Genomic DNA, 20,256 nt, shown 5'->3' on the forward strand with positions numbered 1-20,256 from the left:
GCACGCGCGTTTATCGGTCTGTAATTATTTTCACACGCTGGCCGGCCGAAACAGTCGCGCCCGCGGCCAAGCCATTGAGCATGCGGAAGGTTTCAAGCTTGCGATCAACGCCAACCATGCGTGACGCAAGATTGGCCATCGATTCGCCCGCTGACACGGTGACGACGCGTACGCGCAGCGGTTTCAGCGATGTCTTCTCGGCATCAGTCAATGTCTGGAAGCTGGAGCGGACCTGAGACGCGACGCTTTCAAGCGCCGTGCTTGCGGCCGGTGCGGCAGTCAGCAGGCGATAGACCTGACCACCAGCGCGGATGACCGTGACATCGAACTGCCAGCCTTCGGCACGCGCGCGTGCCTGTACGGCTTCGTTGCCGTTGATGGTGATGGGACGGATGCTGCCTGGCTCAAGACCCGCGACCCAGCCGCCGCGAACATATTCGGACAGGGAGGCGCGCGGGTTGATCGTCACGCCATCGAAGCGGACGGCTATTTCGCCCGGCCCGGCAGCGGTCACCGCGGCCGCTGAATTGTCGATGACGAACCCTTCGGGAACGGTGAAGGAAACGCCGAGCTTGGGATGCATGAAGGTGCGTCCACGCACAAAGCCTTCCTGCGGCGTGTCGCCATAGAGCAGGCCATCGATCCCGGCCAGGAACGTGTCGCGATCGCGGTTGCCGGAACCGGGCGTGCCGAACTGACGCGCGTGGCGAAGCGCCAGTTCGATCCGCTGGGGCGCGTTCGGGTGGCTCGCCAGAAAATCGAGGCTTTCGTCGACAGTGCTGTTGGTGCTGCGCAGAGCGCTGTGCGCCGCCATCGACTGCTGGAACCTTGCAGCTGCAAACGGGTCGTAACCGGCGCGGGCGATGGCACGAATGCCAACGGCATCGGCCTCCAGTTCCTGATTTCGCGAAAACTGGGCCAGACGCAACTTCCCACGCACCAGCGCGACCCTTGCGGCGGGGTCGCTGCCAAGCACGTCGTTGACCACCTGACTGGCCAACACTTCCTCGGCCTGGCGTTGCTGGCGCTGGATGCCATGATTGGCGGTCACATGCGCCATTTCATGCGCGATGACGGCTGCAAGTTCAGCCGAATCATTGGCGAGCGCGAGAAGGCCGCGCGTCACGTAAAGATAGCCGCCCGGCAGCGCAAAGGCGTTGATGTTGGGCGAGTTGAGAATGGTGATCTGATAGGTCTGGTTCGGATTGTCCGGGTCGAGCGTCAGGGAGCCGACCACGCGCGCGACCATGCGCTCGAGTTTTGCGTCGGAATATTCACCGCCATAAGTTGCCAGAATGCGCGGATGCTGCTCACGCGCAATCGCCGCAATCCGGTCATTGCGGGTGACACTGTCGACGGTCACGGGGTTGTTGGACGGGCGAAGGGCATCAAGACCTTCATTGCCGCCGAGTTGACAAGAGGCGAGCACAAGGGTGAGCGCAACGGTAGACAGGCCGCGCCAAAGGGTGGTGGCCGAAACTGAACGTGTCCGGTCCGTGTACTTATCCCGCGTGGCTACTGGCAGAGTTGCGTCCCTTTTCGTCGTGCCTCAGTCTCCCAAACGCCCTATCCGGCGAAAGGTTGCCTGCGAGCGGGCGTCAAGACCCCTCGTATAATCCGTAAACCATGATTCCCGTGTGACGTGCAATTGTGTCCGCAAGCGGGCGGAAGGCAGACGGGTCAATTCCCTATATAGGCTTTGAAACTTTCCGGCGCGTTTTCGGAAAACATCGTTGCGGTGTCTGCGCAAGCCGAGACCCTTCCCTCCTCAATGAAGGCAATCCTGTGCGCGAGCGCATGCGCATCGTCCGGGTGGTGGGTTACCATCAGCACCGTCATGCCGTGCTCGGCGTGCAATGCGCGCACAAGTTCCAGCATTTCGCGGCGCAGCGCCGGCCCCAAAGATGCGAACGGCTCGTCAAGAAGAAGGACAGGCTGGCTGCGCACGAGCACACGCGCCAGTGCAACGCGCTGGCGCTCGCCACCCGACAATTGCGCCGGCAGCCGCGCCTGCTTGCCTGCAAGGCCCGTGCGTTCAAGAGCGCGGTCGATGTCGCTGTGGTCGGCGGCGTCGAGGCGCAGCGAGGGCGAACGGCCAAGGCCCACATTCTGGGCGACGGTGAGATGGGCAAAAAGGTTGTTTTCCTGAAACACCATCGAAACGGGCCGCTGCGCGGGAGGCAGGGCGCTCACGTCACGCCCGGCGATCATCACTGAACCGCTTGCAGGACGTTCAAAACCAGCAACCAGGTTGAGCAGGGTGGACTTGCCTGAGCCGCTTGGACCCATCACGGCAACGATGTCCGAGCTTTCCACCGAGAGGTTGAACGACATCTGGGTGCTGCCATAGGAAAATTGCACGCTGTCGAGACGGATCGATGCGCCGGTCATGTCCTGTTTCCTGTTCGATCGACAAAGGTCATCAGCAGAAGGCAGATGATACCCAGAAAGAGTGCGAGGCCCGCGGCGTCGGCGGTACGGTAGCTGCCCATCCGGGCAAGCAGCAGATAGGGCAGCGTTTGCACCGAGTCCGATCCGAACAGGGCAATGACGCCGAGGTCGCCAAGCGAGAGCGCCATTGCAAATGCCATCGCCATGAACAGCGGACGGCGCAGCACCGGCCAGTCGATCAGACGCAGGCGGTTGATGCCGCTGATGCCGAGCGAAGCCGCCAGACGTTCGTGGCGGGCGCTGGCGGCGTCATAGGCGGGGCGAATGGCGCGGATGGCAAATGGCATCGCCATGACCGCGTTCACCGTGACAACCATCAAGGGAGCGACGACAAAGACCAGGCCGGTGTTACGCATCAGGACGAACCATCCCGCGCCGAGCACGATGGGTGGGATGACCAGCACGAAGCCGGCGCCGGTGTCGAAAAGCTGCTCAAGGAGGGAAGGAGCAGCGTTGCGGTGGCGGTGCAGTTCCAGCGTGCGTCGGGCCATGACCAGCGACAGCGAGAGCGCAATCGAAAGGACGGCCGCGCCAAGAGCAAGCACCAGGCTTGTCAGGGTCGCGGCATGAACCGCCGGGTCGCTTGCAAGGCGGACAAGATCTGCCTGAAGACCCGAAACGATGATAGCCGCCATGGGGCCTGCAACGAAGAGCAGCGCGCTGACGATGAGGATCGCGCTGAATACCCGCTCGACGGGCCCCGATGCAACGGGACGCCGGGGCGAGACCGACAGGTTTGCATCGCCGGCCATGTTGGCGCCGAGCCTGATGAGCATGAACACGATGGCAGCCGTCAGTGCGATCTGCAGCACTGTCAGTGTGACCGCGCGGGCGGGGTCAAAGTCGAAGCGCAACGCTTGATAGATTGCAACTTCCAGCGTTGTGGCGCGCGGGCCGCCGCCCAGCGTCAGGACGATCGTGAAGGAAGTGATGCACAGCATGAATACGAGGCCCGCGACACCCGGCAGGGCAGTCCGCAGGACAGGCCATTCGATGAAGCGGAACGAGGCGCGCTGACCCATCCCAAGTTGCGCGCCAAGCCGCCACTGGTCGCTTGGCACCGTGTCGAGCGCCTGCAGGAACAGCCGGGTTGCGAGCGGCAGGTTGAAGAAGACATGCGCTATGAGAATGCCGGACAGGCCGTAGATGCCCTGCCAGCGACTGCCCGTCAGCGTCGTCATCAGGTCGGAAACCAGGCCGGCACGTCCAAGGAGAGCCAGAATGCCCAGCGCGGCGACAATGGCCGGCAGAGCCAGCGGCAATGCGAACAGCTTGAGGATCAGGCCGCGTCCCGGAAATGACGGATGACGCGCCAGCGCACGCGCAACGAAAAGCGCGGGAATGACGGAGAGCGCGGTGGAAAGCGCCGCTTGCCACACAGTGAACCGGACGACGCGCAGGAGATAGGCGTCAATTGCGCCGAGCGTACGGCCAAAATCGTGAAACGCTTCGGCGGCGAGGCCAGCGAAGGCCCCGCCGATCAGGAGGGCGACCGCCGCAAGGCCAATGCTACCGGCAAGAATGCGGCGGTCGATCATGTCTTTTACCGGCTCATTACGGCCAGCCACTCATCCACCCATGCCTTGCGGTTGCGGGCGATGTCTTCAGGCTCCAGCGTCAGTGTTTTTGCCGGTGTGACGAGCTGGTCAAATGCCGGATTGAGAGGCTCCGACATTTCGCCGGCCGGGAACATCCAGTTGGTCTCGGGAATGGCGTTCTGGAAGCCGGGGCCGGTCATGAACTCGAGGAACTGGCGCGCCAGCGGGTTGGTCGCGCCCTTGGTGGTGACGCCTGCGACTTCGACCTGAAGGTAATGGCCTTCCGCAAAGCCGGCTGCCTGATAGCGCTGGGTGTCGTCGGCGATGACGTGATAGGCGGGCGAGGTGGTGTAGGAAAGCACCATCGGCGCTTCGCCATTGGTGAACAGGCCGTAGGCCTCGCTCCAGCCCGGCGTGACCGTCAGCACGCGTGCCTGCAGCTTCTTCCAGGCATCGGCGGCTTCATCGCCATAGACCGCCTTGACCCACAGCAGCAAGCCGAGGCCGGGCGTCGATGTGCGCGGATCCTGAATGATGATCTTGTCGTTCGCATTGCCTTCGACCAGTTCCTTCAGGCTCGCCGGCGGTGTTTCAAGCGCTTCGGTGTCGTAGACGAAGGCGAAGTAGCCGTAGTCGTAAGGTACGAAAGTTGCGTCGGTCCAGCCTCCGGGGACATTGACCTTGTCGAGCGAGATTTCGTGCGGGGCGAACAGGCCGGTCTGTTGCGCCTCGAAGGTGAGGCTGGTGTCGAGCCCGAGAATGATGTCGGCCTTGGTGTTGCCGCCTTCAAGCTTCAGGCGGTTGAGCAGGGCGACGCCATCGGCGACCGCGACGAACTCGACGTCGCAGCCGCATTCGGCTTCAAACGCCTTTTCGACCGCAGGGCCGGGGCCCCAGTCGGCGGTGAAGCTGTCATAGGTATAGACGGTCAGCTTTTCCTGCGCCGAGGCGGGCGCGATGGAAAGCAGGGCCAATGCGGAAACGGAAAACAACAAGCGACACATAGCGCTTCTCCTTTGGTTCGTGTTCAAGGGAATTCAGGCGCTATTGCTGCAGCGTCTAATCCCTCCGCCGGTATGAGCCGGATCAGGTTCAGCGGGTTGGCTGGGTTTCCCCGTTTGCCTCTCAGCCGACGCGTGACATGCACGTGCGGCACCCCGTTAGAGCGGCAACAGACATAGGGCGGACGAGAATATTGCGCAAGCCTTTTGCTTGCGCCCTGTGCATGATAGAGGCGGTGCCCATGGCCCGTTTTGCAATCCTCCTCGGTGGCGACCTGACTGTGACGCCTCGCCTGTCCCGGCAGATCGATGGGGCGCGCGTGATCGCTGCCGATTCCGGAATACGCCACGCAGCGGCGCTTGGCGTGGTGCCGGAATTGTGGACTGGCGATTTCGATTCCGTCGATGACGGGATGCGTGCCGCGCATGCCAGGGTGCCGGTGGAGCTGTTTCCTCGGGAAAAAGACCAGACCGATGGTGAGATCGCTGTCGACGCAGCGCTGAAGCGTGGCGCGACCGAAATCTTGCTCGTCGGGGCTTTCGGCGGCGCGCGCGCGGATCATGCGTTCCTGCATCTGACCGCTGGCATCCGGTTGGCGGAAAATGGCACTGACTGCCTGCTCACCAGCGGCAATCAGGAAGGTGTGCCGCTGCTGTCGGGCGAGCGCAAATTCGATTATGACGACCGGACAATGTTCAGCATCCTGCCCTTCTCGGACCTTGGCGGATTGACGCTGGCCGGAGCGAAATGGCCACTTTGCGCACGTACGGTGCCATTCGGCTCATCCCTCACCCTCTCCAACGAGGTCGCTGGCGAACTGGCAGTTCGGCTTGAGTCCGGCCGCGCCATGCTCGTGGCTCATCCCGTTTCCTCATTTCGTATGTGATCATGGCCCCACCACTTCTTTCTCTCGATCGTATCAAGCTTACATTTGGTGGCACGCCACTCCTGGACGGCGCACAACTCATTGCTTCCGCTGGCGAAAAAATCGCATTGGTGGGACGCAATGGCTCCGGCAAATCGACTCTGCTGAAGATTGCCGCCGGATTGGTCGAGGCGCAGGATGGCGAGATCTTCCGCCAACCGAGCGCGACCATCCGCTATCTGCATCAGGAGCCGGATATTGAAGGCTATGAGACTGTGCGGGCCTATGTCGAAGCAGGGCTGGGGCCGGCGGATGACGCCTATCGCGCGATCTACCTGATCGAAAGTCTGGGGCTGACGGGCGATGAAAATCCCCGCAATCTTTCTGGCGGTGAGGCACGGCGGGCAGCGCTGGCGCGCGTCATGGCACCGGAGCCGGATGTCCTTTTGCTCGACGAGCCGACCAACCATCTCGACCTGTCCACCATCGAGTGGCTGGAAGACGAGTTGCAGCGCACCAAGTCGGCGCTGATCATGATCTCCCACGACCGCCGTTTTCTCGAGCGGGTGTCACGCGCGACGGTGTGGCTCGACCGTGGCGTCACACGCAAACTCGACAGAGGATTTGCGCATTTCGAAGAGTGGCGCGATCAGATTCTGGAAGAAGAAGAACGCGACCACCACAAGCTCGGGCGACAGATCGAGCGCGAAGAGCATTGGCTGCGTTATGGCGTGACGGCGCGCCGCAAGCGCAACATGCGCCGTCTCGGGGAATTGCACTCGATGCGCGACCGGTTCCGCAATCATCGCGGCGCAGAGGGCGTCGCAACGCTGACGGCGGCAGATTCGGCTGAGTCCGGCAAGCTGGTGATTGAGGCGAAAGCGATCAGCAAGAGCTTTGGCGAGCGCGAGGTCGTCAAGGAGTTCTCCGCGCGCATTCAACGTGGAGACCGTGTCGGTTTCGTCGGTCCCAATGGGGCGGGAAAGACCACGCTTCTGAAAATGCTGATTGGCGAATTGGCGCCCGATTCCGGTGTCATCAGGCTGGGAGCAAATCTGGAGATCGCCGCGCTCGATCAGAAGCGCGAGCTGGATCCCGCGGAAACGCTGGCGAACTATCTGACCGACGGGCGTGGTGACAGTCTGATCGTCAACGGCGAGCAGAAGCACGTCGTGTCCTATATGAAGGACTTTCTGTTCAAGCCGGAACAGGCGCGCACGCCGGTGCGTGAATTGTCTGGTGGCGAGCGCGCGCGGCTGGTGCTGGCACGCATCCTGTCGCGACCTGCAAACCTTCTGGTGCTCGATGAGCCGACCAACGATCTCGACATGGAAACACTCGACCTGCTGCAGGAACTGGTGGCCGGTTATGCCGGGACGGTGCTTCTGGTCAGTCACGATCGTGATTTTCTCGACCGCACGGTCACCAGCATCATTGCGCCGGATGGCGAAGCGCGCTGGATCGAATATGCCGGCGGCTACACCGACATGCTGGCGCAGCGCGGCGGGCAGAAGCTGATCGAGCGCGGCGCGCGCAAGAAGGACGAAGCAGTTCGCAAGGAGGCGCCGGCAGCAACCGCGCCGAAGCCGGTGACCAAGCTGTCGTTCAAGCAGAAATTCGCGCTTGAGAACCTGCCCAAGCAGATGGCCGAGAACGAGGCCAAGATTTCCAAACTGGAAGAAAAGATTGCTGACCCGGCCTTCTATGTCCGCGATCCGCAAGGCTTTGCGAAAGTTGCGGCGGAGATCGACGGGCTGCGCACGAAGCTGACAGCCATGGAAGAGGAATGGCTGGAGCTGGAAATGCTGCGCGAAGAGATCGAGGGCTGACTTTCTCCACAATCGTGCGCATACTCTTTGCGCACGAACCGGGAGCAAGATCGTGAAAAACGAAGCGCCATCGATCCGTAAAGCTGCCAACCTTTCCATCGACGCGGCGCTGCTCGCCGAGGCCAAGGCGCTGTCGGTCAATGTCTCGCGCGCGGCGGAAGCCGGCATCGCCGAGGCGGTGCGCAGAGAAAAAGCGCGGGCCTGGCAGGAAGAGAACCGCGAGGCGATTGAAGGCTGGAACCGATATTTCGAAGAGGAAGGTCTTCCGTTCTCGGAATATCGTGGCTTTTGATGGCACGTTTCGATGTCTACCGTGATCCACGGGGAAGCGAGAACCTGCTGCTCGATGTTCAGGCTGATTTGTTGGATCAGTTCGACACACGGGTTGCCGTGCCGCTGTTGCCCCATCAACCCGCGACCGCGCCGGTCAAAAGGTTGAACCCTGTCTTCATCATCGATGAGCGACGTTACGTGATGCATACGCAACTGATGCTGGCAGTTCCTGCAGGCGTTTTGAAGGTGCGTGTTGCAAATCTCGCGCTCCATCGCGACGAAATCACTGCCGCGCTCGATCTGCTGTTTCAGGGGTTCTGACGTTAACGCGATACGCCGTCGGCATTGAGCTTGTGGGCAAGGCCTTCCATGCGCTCGGCAAGGCCTGACAGAGCGCCGGTCAGCGCGGCGTCATTCTTGTCAGCCTTGGTGAGGGCCTCGTCGCGGGTCTTCCGCAGGGTGGCGATTTCGGTTTCCATACCGACGACCCGTTTTTGCAGTTCGGTGAGTTCGTCCATCACCATGATGCCCGCCATCACGGTCAGCCGCTGGTCGCCAATTTCGCCGAACGAGCCCTTGAGGTGGCCTACATAGCGGTCGAAGCGCTCGGCAAGGCCGATCAAATGCTCTTCCTGCCCCTCGTCGCACGCCATGCGATAGGACTTTCCGTCGATCGTGACCGTAACTTGCGCCATTGGGCCTCTCCTATCTGTCGAGTACGGCGCGAATCGTCTCCATCGCCGTCACCAGACGACGTGAGACCTCCTTGTTGGCTTCTTCAAGGCGGTCGGCGCGGGCTTCGGAATTGTCGAGTTCGTTGGCGAGGCGGGCGCGGTCGGCGTTCATGCGCTGGACCTCGGCTTCGGCCTCGCCGTAATCCTGCTCGCGCTCCAGACGGGCGGCGACCGCGTCTTCGAGCACCTCCATCGCCCGGCTGAGGCGGGAAATAACTTCTTTAAGGGTGGCTTCCCCGGTCATCGCTTCCGTTCCAGCCCCGGCCTGGTGCCGAATCGCACGCTTTACCAGCGCTTTAGTCAAGAAACATTAAGCGCCATGGCAAAGCAGCGTCAACGCGCCCTGAGACTCTATCCCCCGTCAATCATCGGGATAGCGGCTCAAAGCAGCCCGGAAACATGCAGTTGACGTTGACTCGGGGCGCGTGAGTGCTATGTGTCGCCTCGCTTTCCGGGCCATTCAGGGCCTTTTTTCTGCGCTGAAAAAGAGCGAGCGATCATGACCACACGTGAACAGCACGACCGCATGGCCAATGCGATCCGTTTCCTTTCCATGGATGCGGTTGAAAAGGCGAATTCCGGCCACCCCGGCCTTCCAATGGGAGCGGCGGATATCGCCACTGTGCTCTTTACGCGCTTCCTGAACTTTGACCCGAAGAACCCGAACTGGGCAGATCGTGACCGCTTCGTGCTGTCGGCTGGCCACGGTTCGATGCTGCTTTATTCGGTGCTTTATCTGACCGGATACCCGGATATCGATCTCGACCAGATCAAGAATTTCCGCCAGCTGGGCGCCAAGACCGCGGGTCACCCGGAATATGGCTATGCCGCCGGCATCGAGACGACGACCGGCCCTCTGGGGCAGGGGCTTGCCAATTCCGTCGGCATGGCACTGGCCGAGCGCATCCTTAATGCACGCTTCGGCGACAAGATCGTCGACCACTACACCTATGTGCTGGCTGGCGATGGTTGCCTGATGGAAGGGATCAGCCAGGAAGCGATCTCGCTGGCAGGCCATTTGAAGCTGAACAAGCTGATCGTGTTCTGGGATGACAACAACATCTCCATCGACGGCGAGATCTCGCTGTCGGATTCGACCGACCAGCGCAAGCGCTTCGAAGCCTCCGGCTGGAATACGCTGGCAGTCGATGGCCATGATCCCGAAGCTATTGCGGCGGCAATCGAGACGGCGCAGAAGTCGGACCGTCCGACGCTGATCGCTGCCAAGACCACGATCGGCTTCGGTGCGCCGACCCGTGCCGGCACCAGCAAGGCGCATGGTTCGCCGCTCGGTGCCGAAGAAATCGCCGGCGCACGCAAGGCGCTGGGCTGGGACTACGAGCCGTTCGTGGTGCCGGACGATGTCCTCAACGCCTGGCGTGAAGCCGGTGCGCGTGGCGCAGACAAGCGTGCTGCGTGGGAAAAGCGTTTCGGCGATGCCGACGCGATCACCAAGGGCGAGTTCGAGCGCCGGATGAAGGGCGATCTGCCTGCCGGTTTCGACCAGATGATCGTCGACTACAAGAAGACGCTTTCGGAAGACAAGCCGAAGGTGGCAACGCGCAAGTCGTCGGAAATGGCGCTTGAGGTCATCAATGCGATGCTGCCGGAAACGATTGGCGGCTCGGCTGACCTGACCGGCTCCAATAACACCAAGACCAGCCAGACCGGCCCGATCAAGCCGGGCGATTATTCGGGCCGCTATGTCTATTACGGCATTCGCGAGCACGGCATGGCTGCGGCGATGAACGGCATGGCGCTGCATGGCGGTGTCATCCCCTATGGCGGTACCTTCATGTGCTTCTCGGACTATGCACGTCCGTCGATGCGTCTTGCATCGCTGATGGGCATCCGTTCGATCTTCGTCATGACCCACGATTCGATCGGTCTTGGCGAAGACGGCCCGACCCACCAGCCGGTCGAGCATCTGGCCGCGCTGCGGGCGATCCCCAACCATCTCGTGCTGCGCCCGGCTGATGCCGTGGAAGCTGCCGAGGCATGGCAGATCGCGCTGGAGTCGAGCACCGCGCCTTCGACGCTCGCTCTGACCCGTCAGAACCTGCCGAGCCTGCGCACGACGCATTCGGACGAGAACCTGTCGGCCAAGGGTGCCTATGAGCTTGAGGCTGCCAGCGGCGACGCAAAAGCTACGATCTTTGCCACCGGTTCGGAGGTCGAGATCGCTGTTGCGGCACGTGCTGTGCTTGAAACCAAGGGCATTCCAGCCCGCGTCGTTTCGGTGCCGTCCTTCGAGCTGTTCCGCAAGCAGGACGATGCCTATCGCGCATCGGTGCTTGGCGCAGCGCCGGTGAAGCTGGCCGTCGAGGCAGGCATTCGCCAGGGCTGGGACGAGATCATCGGTTCTGATGGTCTGTTCGTCGGGATGACGGGCTTTGGCGCCAGCGCGCCGATCGAGGATCTCTACAAGCATTTCGGCATCACTGCCGAGGCGATTGTGGCTGCTGTCGAAGGCAAGCTCGCCAAAGCATAAGCCCGTAACGGGACCAATCATTCGAGCGGGAGCAGCCGCGTTCAGGTGAACGCAAAACGGCTGCTCCCGCTTGTGTTTTGCGGCTGCATCCACAGGGGTTTGCGGGTTTCCATTGGGCCAGAAGTCGCTCTAATCGGTTTTATCCGGGCAGGCGCTGGATTCTTCCTCGGTGCGCCGCTATGGAACGCTCAGTTGGCCGCAAACCTTGGCGTTTGCGTAGCCTGAAAGAGCTTTTTCAGCACTCGGGAGACCGCTTCATGACCGTAAAAGTCGCTATTAACGGGTTTGGCCGCATCGGCCGCAACATCCTTCGCGCCATCTACGAGAGCGGTCGCAAGGACATCGACATCGTTGCGATCAACGATCTCGGACCGGTTGAGACCAACGCACATCTGCTGCGCTATGACAGCGTGCATGGCCGCTTCCCGAGCGAAGTGAAGGTCGACGGAAACACCATCCAGGTCGGTTCGGATTCTTTCAAGGTATTTGCCGAGCGCGATCCTGCCAATCTGCCATGGGGCGAGCTTGGTGTTGACATCGTGATGGAATGCACGGGCATCTTCACCTCCAAGGAGAAGGCGTCGGCGCATCTGAAGGCAGGCGCAAAGCGCGTGCTGGTGTCGGCTCCGGCTGACAATGCCGATCTGACCGTCGTCTATGGCGTCAACCACGACAAGCTCACCTCGGAGCACATCGTCGTCTCCAACGCTTCGTGCACCACCAACTGCCTGGCGCCGGTCGCCAAGGTGCTGAACGACACGTTCGGCATCACCAAGGGCTTCATGACCACGGTTCACGCCTATACGGGCGACCAGCCGACCCTCGACACGATGCACAAGGATCTCTATCGCGCCCGCGCTGCAGCGGTGTCGATGATCCCGACCTCGACCGGTGCGGCCAAGGCCGTCGGCCTGGTGCTGCCGGAACTTGCCGGCAAGCTCGATGGCGTGTCGATCCGCGTGCCGACCCCGAATGTTTCGGTGGTGGATTTCAAGTTCGTGCCGAGCCGCAAGGTGACGGTCGAGGAAGTCAACGCAGCATTGATGGCTGCCGCCGATGGCCCGCTGAAGGGCGTTCTTGCCTATACAGATGAGCCGCTGGTTTCGATCGACCTCAACCACAACCCGGCATCCTCGACCTTTGCGCTCGACCAGACCAAGGTCATCGACGGCGATCTGGTGCGTGTGATGTCGTGGTACGACAACGAATGGGGCTTCTCGAACCGCATGGCTGACACCGCCATCGCATTCGCGAAGACATTCGCCTGATCGCATAGTGGAGAAGTGAAGATGGCTGGGTTCCACACGCTCGACGACGCCGACGTTTCCGGCAAGCGGGTTCTGGTCCGTGTAGACCTGAACGTGCCGATGCAGGACGGTCACGTCACCGATACGACGCGCATCGAGCGTGTTGCGCCCACCATCACCGAACTCAGCGACAAGGGCGCGAAGGTTGTTCTTCTCGCCCATTTCGGCCGCCCCAAGGGCGAGCCCAACGCCGAATTCTCGCTGGCGCAGATCGCGCGGGCAACCGAAGAAGTGCTTGGCAAGCCGGTTGCTTTTGCCGCCGATTGCATCGGGCCCGAGGCGGAAAAGGCTGTCGCCGATCTTGAGATCGGCGGCGTGCTGCTGCTTGAAAACACGCGCTTCCATAAGGGCGAAGAAAAGAACGACGCAGAATTTGCCAGGGCACTGGCCGCCAATGGCGATGTCTATGTCAACGACGCCTTTTCTGCCGCGCATCGCGCGCATGCGTCGACGGAAGGACTGGCGCGTCTGTTGCCGGCCTATGCCGGTCGCACGATGCAGGCCGAACTGGAGGCGCTGGAAAAGGGCCTTGGCAAGCCGGTGAAGCCGGTTGTCGCCATTGTCGGCGGGGCCAAGGTTTCGACCAAGATCGACCTGTTGATGAACCTCGTCAAAAAGGTCGATGCGCTGGTGATCGGTGGCGGCATGGCCAACACTTTTCTGGCCGCGCGCGGTACCGATGTCGGCAAATCGCTGTGCGAGCACGATCTGGCGGCGACCGCCAAGCAGATCATGATCGAGGCGGCGACGGCAGGTTGCGCTATCGTGCTGCCGACCGACGCGGTGGTTGCAAAGGAATTCAAGGCGAATGCCGCCAATGAGGTCGTCGACGTCAATGCCGTGCCCGCCGACGGCATGATCCTCGACGTCGGCCCAAAGACCGTCGAAGCGATCAATGGCTGGATCGCCAAGGCGCAGACTCTGGTCTGGAACGGCCCGTTGGGCGCGTTCGAGATCGCGCCATTTGATGCGGCGACGGTTGCGGCAGCACAATTCGCGGCTGAGGAGACGAAGGCCGGCAAGCTGGTTTCTGTGGCTGGTGGCGGCGATACGGTCGCTGCGCTGAACCATGCAGGCGTTGCCGACGACTTCACCTATATTTCCACGGCTGGCGGCGCTTTCCTTGAATGGATGGAAGGCAAGGACTTGCCGGGCGTGACCGCGCTGTCGAAATAAGGCGCGGCTGAAAATTCTGCGCGGGTCCGGTGACATTGTCGGACCGCGCTGCATCTCAAGATGATTTCATTCTATACTTGCAATCAGCCTGCGCATCAGGATTGCGTGCGCATTATTGCGTTGCTGGTGTGACATGTGCCAGTCGCGAGGCCGCGATGGAAGCAAGACTGCATGGGTGGTTACCCGCGCCTGTTACTTAAACATTTGAAATTGCTTTCAATCGATTCGAAATAGGCGGTTCCATTCCGTTCAATTGTCGCTTCTGCTAAGCCGCTGTCATTAGCAAAAATAAGGAGGCTGTAATGAGCGAACGTCGCGACGACATGGTGCAGGCTATGACGGCACAGGCTGCCGGCAAGGATGGCTTCATCGCCGCGCTCGATCAATCGGGTGGCTCCACCCCCAAGGCCCTCAAACTTTACGGTGTCGAGGAAGGCGCCTGGTCGGATGAGGCCGGGATGTACGATCTGATCCACCAGATGCGTACGCGCATCATCAAGTCGCCCGCCTTCACCGGCGACAAGGTGATGGGTGCGATCCTGTTCGAGCAGACGATGGACCGCGACGTCGACGGCACGCCTACGGCGCAGTATCTGTGGGAAAAGCGCGGCGTGGTTCCGTTCCTGAAGGTCGACAAGGGCCTTGCCGACGAGAAGGACGGCGTCAAGCTGATGAAGCCAATGCCGGAACTCGACGCGCTGCTGGAGCGCGCAGTGGCGCATGGCGTTTTCGGCACCAAGATGCGCTCGGTGATCGATGCCGCCAATCCTGCTGGCATTGCCGCCGTTGTGGCGCAGCAGTTCGAAGTGGGCAACCAGATCCTTGGCCACGGCCTTGTGCCGATCATCGAGCCGGAAGTGACCATCTCGATTGCTGACAAGGCGGAGGCTGAAGATATTCTTCTCGCCGAGATCCAGAAGAATCTGGATAAGGTTCCGGCAGGCAAGCAGATCATGCTCAAGCTGACGCTGCCGACCAAGGCCAATCTCTACAAGCCGCTGATCGACGATCCGCGCGTGATGCGTGTGGTGGCGCTGTCGGGCGGATATTCGCGTGATGACGCCAACGCCATGCTGGCTCAGAATGACGGTATGATCGCCAGCTTCTCGCGCGCGCTGACCGAAGGCCTGTCGGCAAAGCAGAGCGACGCCGAATTTGACGCAATGCTCGGCTCGGCGATCGACAGCATCTTCGAGGCCTCCCGCAAGGCCTGATGCTGTAAAGCTCAACCGGCTGCCGAAAGCGGCCGGTCAGAATTGAGGGCGACGCTGCGGATGATCCGCGGCGTCGCTCGCTTTGTTAGTGGCTGAGCCCGGCGGTGACCACGATGAGCGCCAGCGCCATGACCGCGAGCTTCCAGAAGTCAGCGCGCCGCTTGAGGCCGGGCAGGCCCAGCGGCTTTATGATCTGGATGACCATCAGGCCAATGATCACGAGCGACAATATTTTGGTCATGCGCGAGCGCCTTTGGATGCAATTCGGCTCGTTTGAGCAGTAACGCGCCCCTGTGTCAAAGTGGCTTTGCATGCCGTGCGCTCTGGACGCTGGGTTACGAGCGCCACATACTCCAGATTGCGAGAACACAGGGAGGAAACTGGAGTGCCATCGCGTTATCAGGAAGTATATGCCGCCTGGCAGAAAGACCCGGAAGCTTTCTGGGCCGAAGCAGCCGAACAGATCGACTGGGTCAACAAGCCGACCAGAATTTTCGACCCGGAACAGGGCGCGTTTGGGCGCTGGTTCGTCGATGGCACCTGCAACGCCTGTTTCAACGCCGTGGACCGACACGTTGCCAATGGCCGCGCTGATCAGCCGGCGCTGATCTATGACAGCCCGGTGACGGGAGCCAAGCGCAGTTTCACCTATCTGCAGATGCAGGAGGAAGTCGTGGCGCTGGCCGCTGTGCTGCGGGCGCAGGGCGTGCGCAAGGGTGACATTGTCATCATCTACATGCCGATGATCCCGCAGGCCGTGTTTGCAATGCTTGCCTGTGCGCGTCTCGGGGCTTCTGTGGTTGCCGCCCGTGATGCAAGAAGTTTATGAGCCATTGGGTGTGATCGAGTGCGGTCTTCTGTCAGGCCTTCACATGCGGCACTTTCGAAGCCGCTGGCCGATATGGTGATCAGCGGATCAGGTCCAAATCTATTCAGCGAGCTGAATGGCTCCTAGCCCCGAACTGGTTTTCCTGATCCAGATCTGTTCGATCATTTTGCCCATATGGGTCGTCGACTTCTCACACCTCCGTTACCGGAACCAATCTGCCTCGTGCTGCACTTCTGTCACGCAAACGCAGACTGTGCCGGTTTCTCATAATCCTTCTTCTTCGTCATCATGGCCCAGATCCCCCGCGCCATTTTGTTCGCCAACGCGATCGCCACAAGCATTCTCGGCTTTCTGGCCAGCATCCGAGACAGCCATGACCCATCTGGAATCTTCTTTCGCCCGAGCCAGTTCAATCGAGACATCGCGCCCATGATCAGCAACCGCCGGATGTCGGCCTGTCCGGCCTTCGAGATGCGCCCGAGACGCTCTTTTCCTCCTGACGAATGCTGCCGTGGCACCAAGCCCAACCACGCCGCGAAGTCTCGACCGCGTCGGAAGCTCTCCATTGGCGGCGCGAAGGCCTCAACGGCCAACGCGCTCACCGGACCCACCCCTGGCATCGTTTGCAACCGGCGCGCAGTATCCGTCTGTGTTGCCAAAGCGCCAATCTGTTTAGTTCTGGCCTCGATCCGCTGCGTCTTCTCGCAAATCTGCAGGAGAAGATCGCGGCACTCTTCGCGAACCAGACTTGGAAGATCGCTGTTCTCGGCCTCGACGATCGCTTCAACCCGCGCCAAATGCACGATGCCCTGCGGGGTCGGATGCCCGAATTCGTAAAGGACCGAGCGCAGTGCGTTCACTAGCTCTGTGCGCTGACGCACAAGTCGTTCTCTTCCACGGAAAAGAAGCGCTCTCGCTTGCTGTTCCTCTGCCTTCGGCGTGATGAAACGCATCTCAGGTCGCTGTGCAGCGATAACAATCGCTTCGGCATCCGCAGCATCGTTCTTCTGGCGCTTCACGAAAGGCCGCACATACTGAGGTGCGATCAGCTTTACCTCATGGCCGTATTTGGCTATCTCACGAGCCCAATAGTGTGCGCTGCCGCAGGCTTCCATCACCACGATTGCTCTTGGATGCCCCGACATAAAACTGCGGAAGTGTATCCGCGATAGCTTCTTGCGGAACTTGAGTTCGCCTGTCATCGAAGTTCCATGCACTTGGAATACGTTCTTTGCCAGGTCGATCCCAATCATTGTCGCCGTCGTCATCTTCGCCGTCCTTCCCATCTTGGCGGAACTAGGCCGACAATCCTCCAACAGGAATTGTCGGATGGGTAGGGCGGCAACCACTCCATCTGTTCATTCGGTGGTGTTCGGTGGCTTTGCAGCGAAAGAGCTCGCCACGCGCATCAACGATGCCAAGCCGGTGCTGATCGTCTCCGCCTCATGCGGCATCGAACCGGGGCGGATCGTTGCCTACAAGCCGCTTCTCGACGCTGCGATCGAAATGGCGAACCACAAGGTGGAACGCTGCGTGATCTTCGAGCGCGAGCAGCAGGGTTGCGAGCTGGTAGCAGGGCGAGACATCGATTACGCCGATGCGGTGGCGCAGGCGAAGGCCGACGGCGCAGAGGTGGAGTGCGTGCCGGTGGCCGCGACCGATCCGCTCTATGTCCTCTACACTTCAGGCACCACCGGTCAGCCAAAGGGCGTGGTGCGCGACACAGGCGGCCATCTGGTGTCGCTGAGATGGTCGATGTGGAACGAGTTCGGCATCGCGCCGGGCGAGGTTTTCTGGGCGGCGTCGGATGTGGGCTGGGTCGTGGGCCATTCCTACATCGTCTATGCGCCGTTGCTCCACGGCTGCACAACAGTGCTGTTTGAAGGCAAGCCGGTAGGAACGCCGGATGCTGGCACCTATTGGCGCGTGATCGAGGACCACGGGGTCGTCGCACTGTTCACCGCGCCGACGGCGTTCCGCGCGATCAAGGGACAAGACCCCAAGGGTGAGTTCGTTCGCAAATATGATCTGTCGACGTTCCGCACGCTGTTTCTCGCCGGCGAAAGGGCTGACCCCGAAACGGTCAAATGGGCAGAGGCCCAGCTTGGCGTGCCGGTGATCGACCATTGGTGGCAAACGGAAACCGGATCGCCGATCAGCCACAACCCGGTTGGCCTCGGTCAGCTGCCGGTGAAGTATGGTTCGCCGGCGGTGCCGATGCCGGGCTATGACGTGCGGGTGGTGGATGATAGCGGCACCGAGGTTGCGCGTGGCACGCTGGGCAATGTCGTGATCAAGCTGCCCTTGCCGCCCGGTTGCCTGCCGACGCTGTGGCAGGCCGAGCAGCGCTTTGTCGATTCCTATCTCAGTGAGTTTCCCGGCTACTACAAGACTGGCGATGCCGGTTATATCGATGACGACAATTACCTGTTCATCATGGCGCGTACGGACGACATCATCAACGTTGCCGGTCATCGTCTTTCGACCGGCGCGATGGAGGAAGTCCTGGCCGAGCACCCGGACGTCGCCGAATGTGCGGTCGTTGGTATTCATGACGAGATGAAGGGCCAGATTCCTTGCGGTTTTGTCGTCCTGAACGCGGGCGCTTCACGTGATGCAGCTGAAATCGAGCGCGAGGCGGTTGCGCTGATGCGCGAGCGCATCGGGCCGGTTGCCGCATTCAAGTCGGTGGTGACCGTCTCGCGTCTGCCCAAGACCAGATCGGGAAAGATCCTGCGTGCCACGATGCAGAAGATCGCGGACCACGACGATTGGGCCGTGCCGGCAACGATTGATGACCCCGCGGTCCTCGACGAAATCAGCGCAGCGTTGCGCAGCAAGGGCATCGGCGTCTGACAGGTGAAGGTTGAGGGGCGCCTGCCGGTCTCGGCAGGCGTTTCCCGAGCTTGGTTTGGGGTTCCATTTCCGGAGCTGATGGGGTAGACGGGCGACCCCTTCCCAATTTTCTTCGCACCGGCGTTTTCTGCGTCTGCAGCGAAGCCATGCGAGCAGTTTTCATGTCCGGTTTTCATTGTGGCGTCGACTTTGGCACCACCAATTCGACTGTCGGCCTTTGCGCCGGCGGAGAGGCGCCTTTCCTGATCCCCGCCGAAGGCGAGCACCTGACCATTCCTTCCGCGCTGTTCTTCAGCCTTGAAGATGGCAGCGTCCATTTCGGACGCTCCGCAGTGCACGAATATATGGATGGGGCCGAAGGCCGCTTCATGCGGGCGCTGAAATCGGTGCTGGGAACCAGCCTGATGAAGGAGACGACGCAGGTCGGCCGCGAGCGCATGACCTTCCAGGGCCTGATTGGCCGGTTCCTGCGCAATCTGCGCCAGCAACTCGAGGCGCATCAGGGCAGCGCGCCGGATGCCGTGGTGCTGGGCCGCCCGGTCTACTTCATTGATGGCAATGAGGAAGCCGATCGCACGGCACAGAACCAGCTGGAGGAGGCAGCCCGCGCCGAAGGCTTCAAGCATATCGAGTTCCAGTTCGAACCGGTCGCGGCGGCGATGCATTTCGAACGCGAACTCAACGCCGAATCGCTGGCGCTGGTCATGGACATTGGCGGTGGTACTTCGGACTTTTCGGTGCTGCGTCTGTCGCCTGAGCGCAGCCGCGCGATGGACCGGCGCGACGACATCCTGAGCACCTCGGGCGTTCATGTCGGCGGCACCGACTTTGACCGCCAGCTCAACATCGCAAAAGTGATGCCGGAAATGGGGCTTGGAAGCCTCACCAAGGACGGCAAGCGTCAACTGCCCGTCTGGTATTTCAACGACATGGCGACGTGGCACAAGATCAACCTGCTCTATACGCCGAAGACGATGCGCGACATTGCCGCCCTGAAGCGCGAGGCGGCAGAGCCACATAAGCTCGATATCTACGAACATCTCCTTGAAAACCGTTCCGGTCACAGGCTCGCCGCGCAGGTTGAGAGCGCGAAGATCGAACTGACCGACGCGATGGACGCGGTGATTTCATTGGTCGAGCCCGGCCTGTCCCTGCAGGTGCGGGTGGGGCGGCAGGAGTTTGATCTTGCCTGCTCCGAGTTGAGCGTCAGAATTGGCGTAGCCATGGACGAGGCGTTGCAACTGGCAGGTGTGACGTCAGCGGAGATTGATACTGTGGTGATGACCGGTGGCGGTGCCTTGGTGCCACTTGTCCGCAACATCGCCGAGACGCGCTTTCCCCATGCGCGAGTGACCCAGACAGACCGGTTCGGGGCTGTTGGACTTGGCCTTGCGGTCGATGCGGCGCGGCGGTTTGGCTGACAAGGGCTGAGGCTGCTGACAGCAGGCTGTCGGCAGCCATGTGCGATTGTGGTCTCCTCAAAAGGAGGAGATCCGGAGCCATGTTTCGCGTGTCGCTGTTAGCCTTGCTTGTCGCTGAAGTTCGCAAATGTCTGCCATGGCAGCCAAGTCGCAGACGCATCCCGGTGTCTTCCCTGCCGCCCTATCTTCACACTGATATTGGCTGGCCAGAGGATGTGGCGGAGCCGTCACATGGGCGGCGTGCAGGAACTGGTGCCTGACGATGTGCGT

18 protein-coding genes, 1 pseudogene and 1 riboswitch are annotated in these 20,256 nt (G+C 61.2%); of the genes and pseudogenes, 11 read left to right on the top strand and 8 right to left on the bottom strand.

The window, feature by feature from the left end:
* Positions 1-10: 10 nt before the first annotated feature.
* The 4 genes from BMZ42_RS03970 to thiB form a co-directional block, all read right to left on the bottom strand.
* Positions 11-1,453, bottom strand: coding sequence for a M48 family metalloprotease (locus tag BMZ42_RS03970; RefSeq protein WP_091518872.1), 1,443 nt, complete (start codon positions 1,451-1,453; stop codon positions 11-13).
* A 227-nt stretch (positions 1,454-1,680) separates the two neighbouring features.
* Complete coding sequence (gene thiQ / locus BMZ42_RS03975; protein WP_091518873.1) at positions 1,681-2,391, bottom strand: thiamine ABC transporter ATP-binding protein; 711 nt, start codon at positions 2,389-2,391, stop codon at positions 1,681-1,683.
* Positions 2,388-3,989 (bottom strand): thiamine/thiamine pyrophosphate ABC transporter permease, encoded by a 1,602-nt coding sequence (gene thiP / locus BMZ42_RS03980; protein ID WP_091518876.1) that lies wholly within the window; start codon positions 3,987-3,989, stop codon positions 2,388-2,390. Before thiP ends, thiQ begins: the two co-directional genes overlap by 4 nt.
* A 5-nt stretch (positions 3,990-3,994) precedes the next feature.
* Positions 3,995-4,993, bottom strand: a complete 999-nt coding sequence (thiB, locus tag BMZ42_RS03985) for a thiamine ABC transporter substrate binding subunit (RefSeq protein WP_091518878.1) — start codon at positions 4,991-4,993, stop codon at positions 3,995-3,997.
* Between the two features lie 42 nt (positions 4,994-5,035).
* Positions 5,036-5,159, bottom strand: a riboswitch (TPP riboswitch).
* Positions 5,160-5,232: 73 nt separating this feature from the next.
* On the opposite strand from thiB, the gene BMZ42_RS03990 reads away from it, so the two are divergent.
* From BMZ42_RS03990 to BMZ42_RS04005, 4 genes are read left to right on the top strand one after another with little or no spacing between them, the layout of a single operon-like run.
* Complete coding sequence (locus BMZ42_RS03990) at positions 5,233-5,877, top strand: thiamine diphosphokinase (protein ID WP_091518999.1); 645 nt, start codon at positions 5,233-5,235, stop codon at positions 5,875-5,877.
* Positions 5,878-5,879: 2 nt separating this feature from the next.
* The gene (locus tag BMZ42_RS03995; protein ID WP_091518881.1) at positions 5,880-7,685 is read left to right on the top strand and encodes an ABC-F family ATP-binding cassette domain-containing protein; all 1,806 of its coding nucleotides are present in this window, start codon (positions 5,880-5,882) and stop codon (positions 7,683-7,685) included.
* A 52-nt stretch (positions 7,686-7,737) separates the two neighbouring features.
* Positions 7,738-7,977 carry a type II toxin-antitoxin system CcdA family antitoxin gene (locus BMZ42_RS04000; RefSeq protein ID WP_420492436.1) on the top strand — a complete coding sequence of 80 codons (240 nt, stop codon included), beginning with the start codon at positions 7,738-7,740 and terminating at the stop codon, positions 7,975-7,977.
* Positions 7,977-8,279, top strand: coding sequence for a CcdB family protein (locus BMZ42_RS04005; RefSeq protein WP_091518886.1), 303 nt, complete (start codon positions 7,977-7,979; stop codon positions 8,277-8,279). The genes BMZ42_RS04000 and BMZ42_RS04005 overlap by 1 nt, the downstream gene beginning before the upstream one ends.
* A gap of 2 nt (positions 8,280-8,281) precedes the next feature.
* Here BMZ42_RS04005 and BMZ42_RS04010 read toward each other — a convergent pair whose 3' ends face one another.
* Positions 8,282-8,653 (bottom strand): cell division protein ZapA, encoded by a 372-nt coding sequence (locus BMZ42_RS04010; protein ID WP_091518889.1) that lies wholly within the window; start codon positions 8,651-8,653, stop codon positions 8,282-8,284.
* Positions 8,654-8,663: 10 nt separating this feature from the next.
* Complete coding sequence (locus BMZ42_RS04015; RefSeq protein WP_091518891.1) at positions 8,664-8,936, bottom strand: DUF4164 domain-containing protein; 273 nt, start codon at positions 8,934-8,936, stop codon at positions 8,664-8,666.
* Between the two features lie 255 nt (positions 8,937-9,191).
* Between BMZ42_RS04015 and tkt the strand changes: the two genes are divergently transcribed.
* From tkt to BMZ42_RS04035, 4 genes are all read left to right on the top strand, one after another.
* A complete protein-coding gene (gene tkt, locus BMZ42_RS04020) occupies positions 9,192-11,183 on the top strand; it encodes a transketolase (RefSeq protein ID WP_091518893.1) in 1,992 nt (663 codons plus the stop codon).
* A gap of 257 nt (positions 11,184-11,440) precedes the next feature.
* Positions 11,441-12,451, top strand: coding sequence for a type I glyceraldehyde-3-phosphate dehydrogenase (gap, locus tag BMZ42_RS04025; protein WP_091518896.1), 1,011 nt, complete (start codon positions 11,441-11,443; stop codon positions 12,449-12,451).
* Positions 12,452-12,472: 21 nt separating this feature from the next.
* The gene (locus tag BMZ42_RS04030; RefSeq protein ID WP_091518899.1) at positions 12,473-13,666 is read left to right on the top strand and encodes a phosphoglycerate kinase; all 1,194 of its coding nucleotides are present in this window, start codon (positions 12,473-12,475) and stop codon (positions 13,664-13,666) included.
* A 323-nt stretch (positions 13,667-13,989) separates the two neighbouring features.
* Positions 13,990-14,880, top strand: coding sequence for a fructose bisphosphate aldolase (locus BMZ42_RS04035; protein WP_091519002.1), 891 nt, complete (start codon positions 13,990-13,992; stop codon positions 14,878-14,880).
* A gap of 85 nt (positions 14,881-14,965) precedes the next feature.
* On the opposite strand, the gene BMZ42_RS17925 is transcribed toward BMZ42_RS04035, so the two are convergent.
* The gene (locus BMZ42_RS17925; RefSeq protein WP_091518902.1) at positions 14,966-15,121 is read right to left on the bottom strand and encodes a hypothetical protein; all 156 of its coding nucleotides are present in this window, start codon (positions 15,119-15,121) and stop codon (positions 14,966-14,968) included.
* A 144-nt stretch (positions 15,122-15,265) separates the two neighbouring features.
* On the opposite strand from BMZ42_RS17925, the gene BMZ42_RS04045 reads away from it, so the two are divergent.
* Complete coding sequence (locus tag BMZ42_RS04045) at positions 15,266-15,709, top strand: acetyl-coenzyme A synthetase N-terminal domain-containing protein (RefSeq protein WP_091518903.1); 444 nt, start codon at positions 15,266-15,268, stop codon at positions 15,707-15,709.
* A gap of 236 nt (positions 15,710-15,945) precedes the next feature.
* On the opposite strand, the gene BMZ42_RS04050 is transcribed toward BMZ42_RS04045, so the two are convergent.
* Positions 15,946-16,977 carry an IS110 family RNA-guided transposase gene (locus BMZ42_RS04050; RefSeq protein ID WP_091519005.1) on the bottom strand — a complete coding sequence of 344 codons (1,032 nt, stop codon included), beginning with the start codon at positions 16,975-16,977 and terminating at the stop codon, positions 15,946-15,948.
* 85 nt (positions 16,978-17,062) lie between these two features.
* Here BMZ42_RS04050 and BMZ42_RS04055 point away from each other — a divergent pair.
* Positions 17,063-18,565 (top strand): annotated as a pseudogene (locus tag BMZ42_RS04055) (AMP-binding protein); the annotation flags it as partial.
* Between the two features lie 161 nt (positions 18,566-18,726).
* Positions 18,727-19,986 carry an Hsp70 family protein gene (locus BMZ42_RS04060; protein ID WP_091519008.1) on the top strand — a complete coding sequence of 420 codons (1,260 nt, stop codon included), beginning with the start codon at positions 18,727-18,729 and terminating at the stop codon, positions 19,984-19,986.
* Positions 19,987-20,256 lie beyond the last annotated feature (270 nt).

The sequence above is a fragment of the Aquamicrobium aerolatum DSM 21857 genome (assembly GCF_900113935.1).
Classification (GTDB): domain Bacteria; phylum Pseudomonadota; class Alphaproteobacteria; order Rhizobiales; family Rhizobiaceae; genus Aerobium; species Aerobium aerolatum.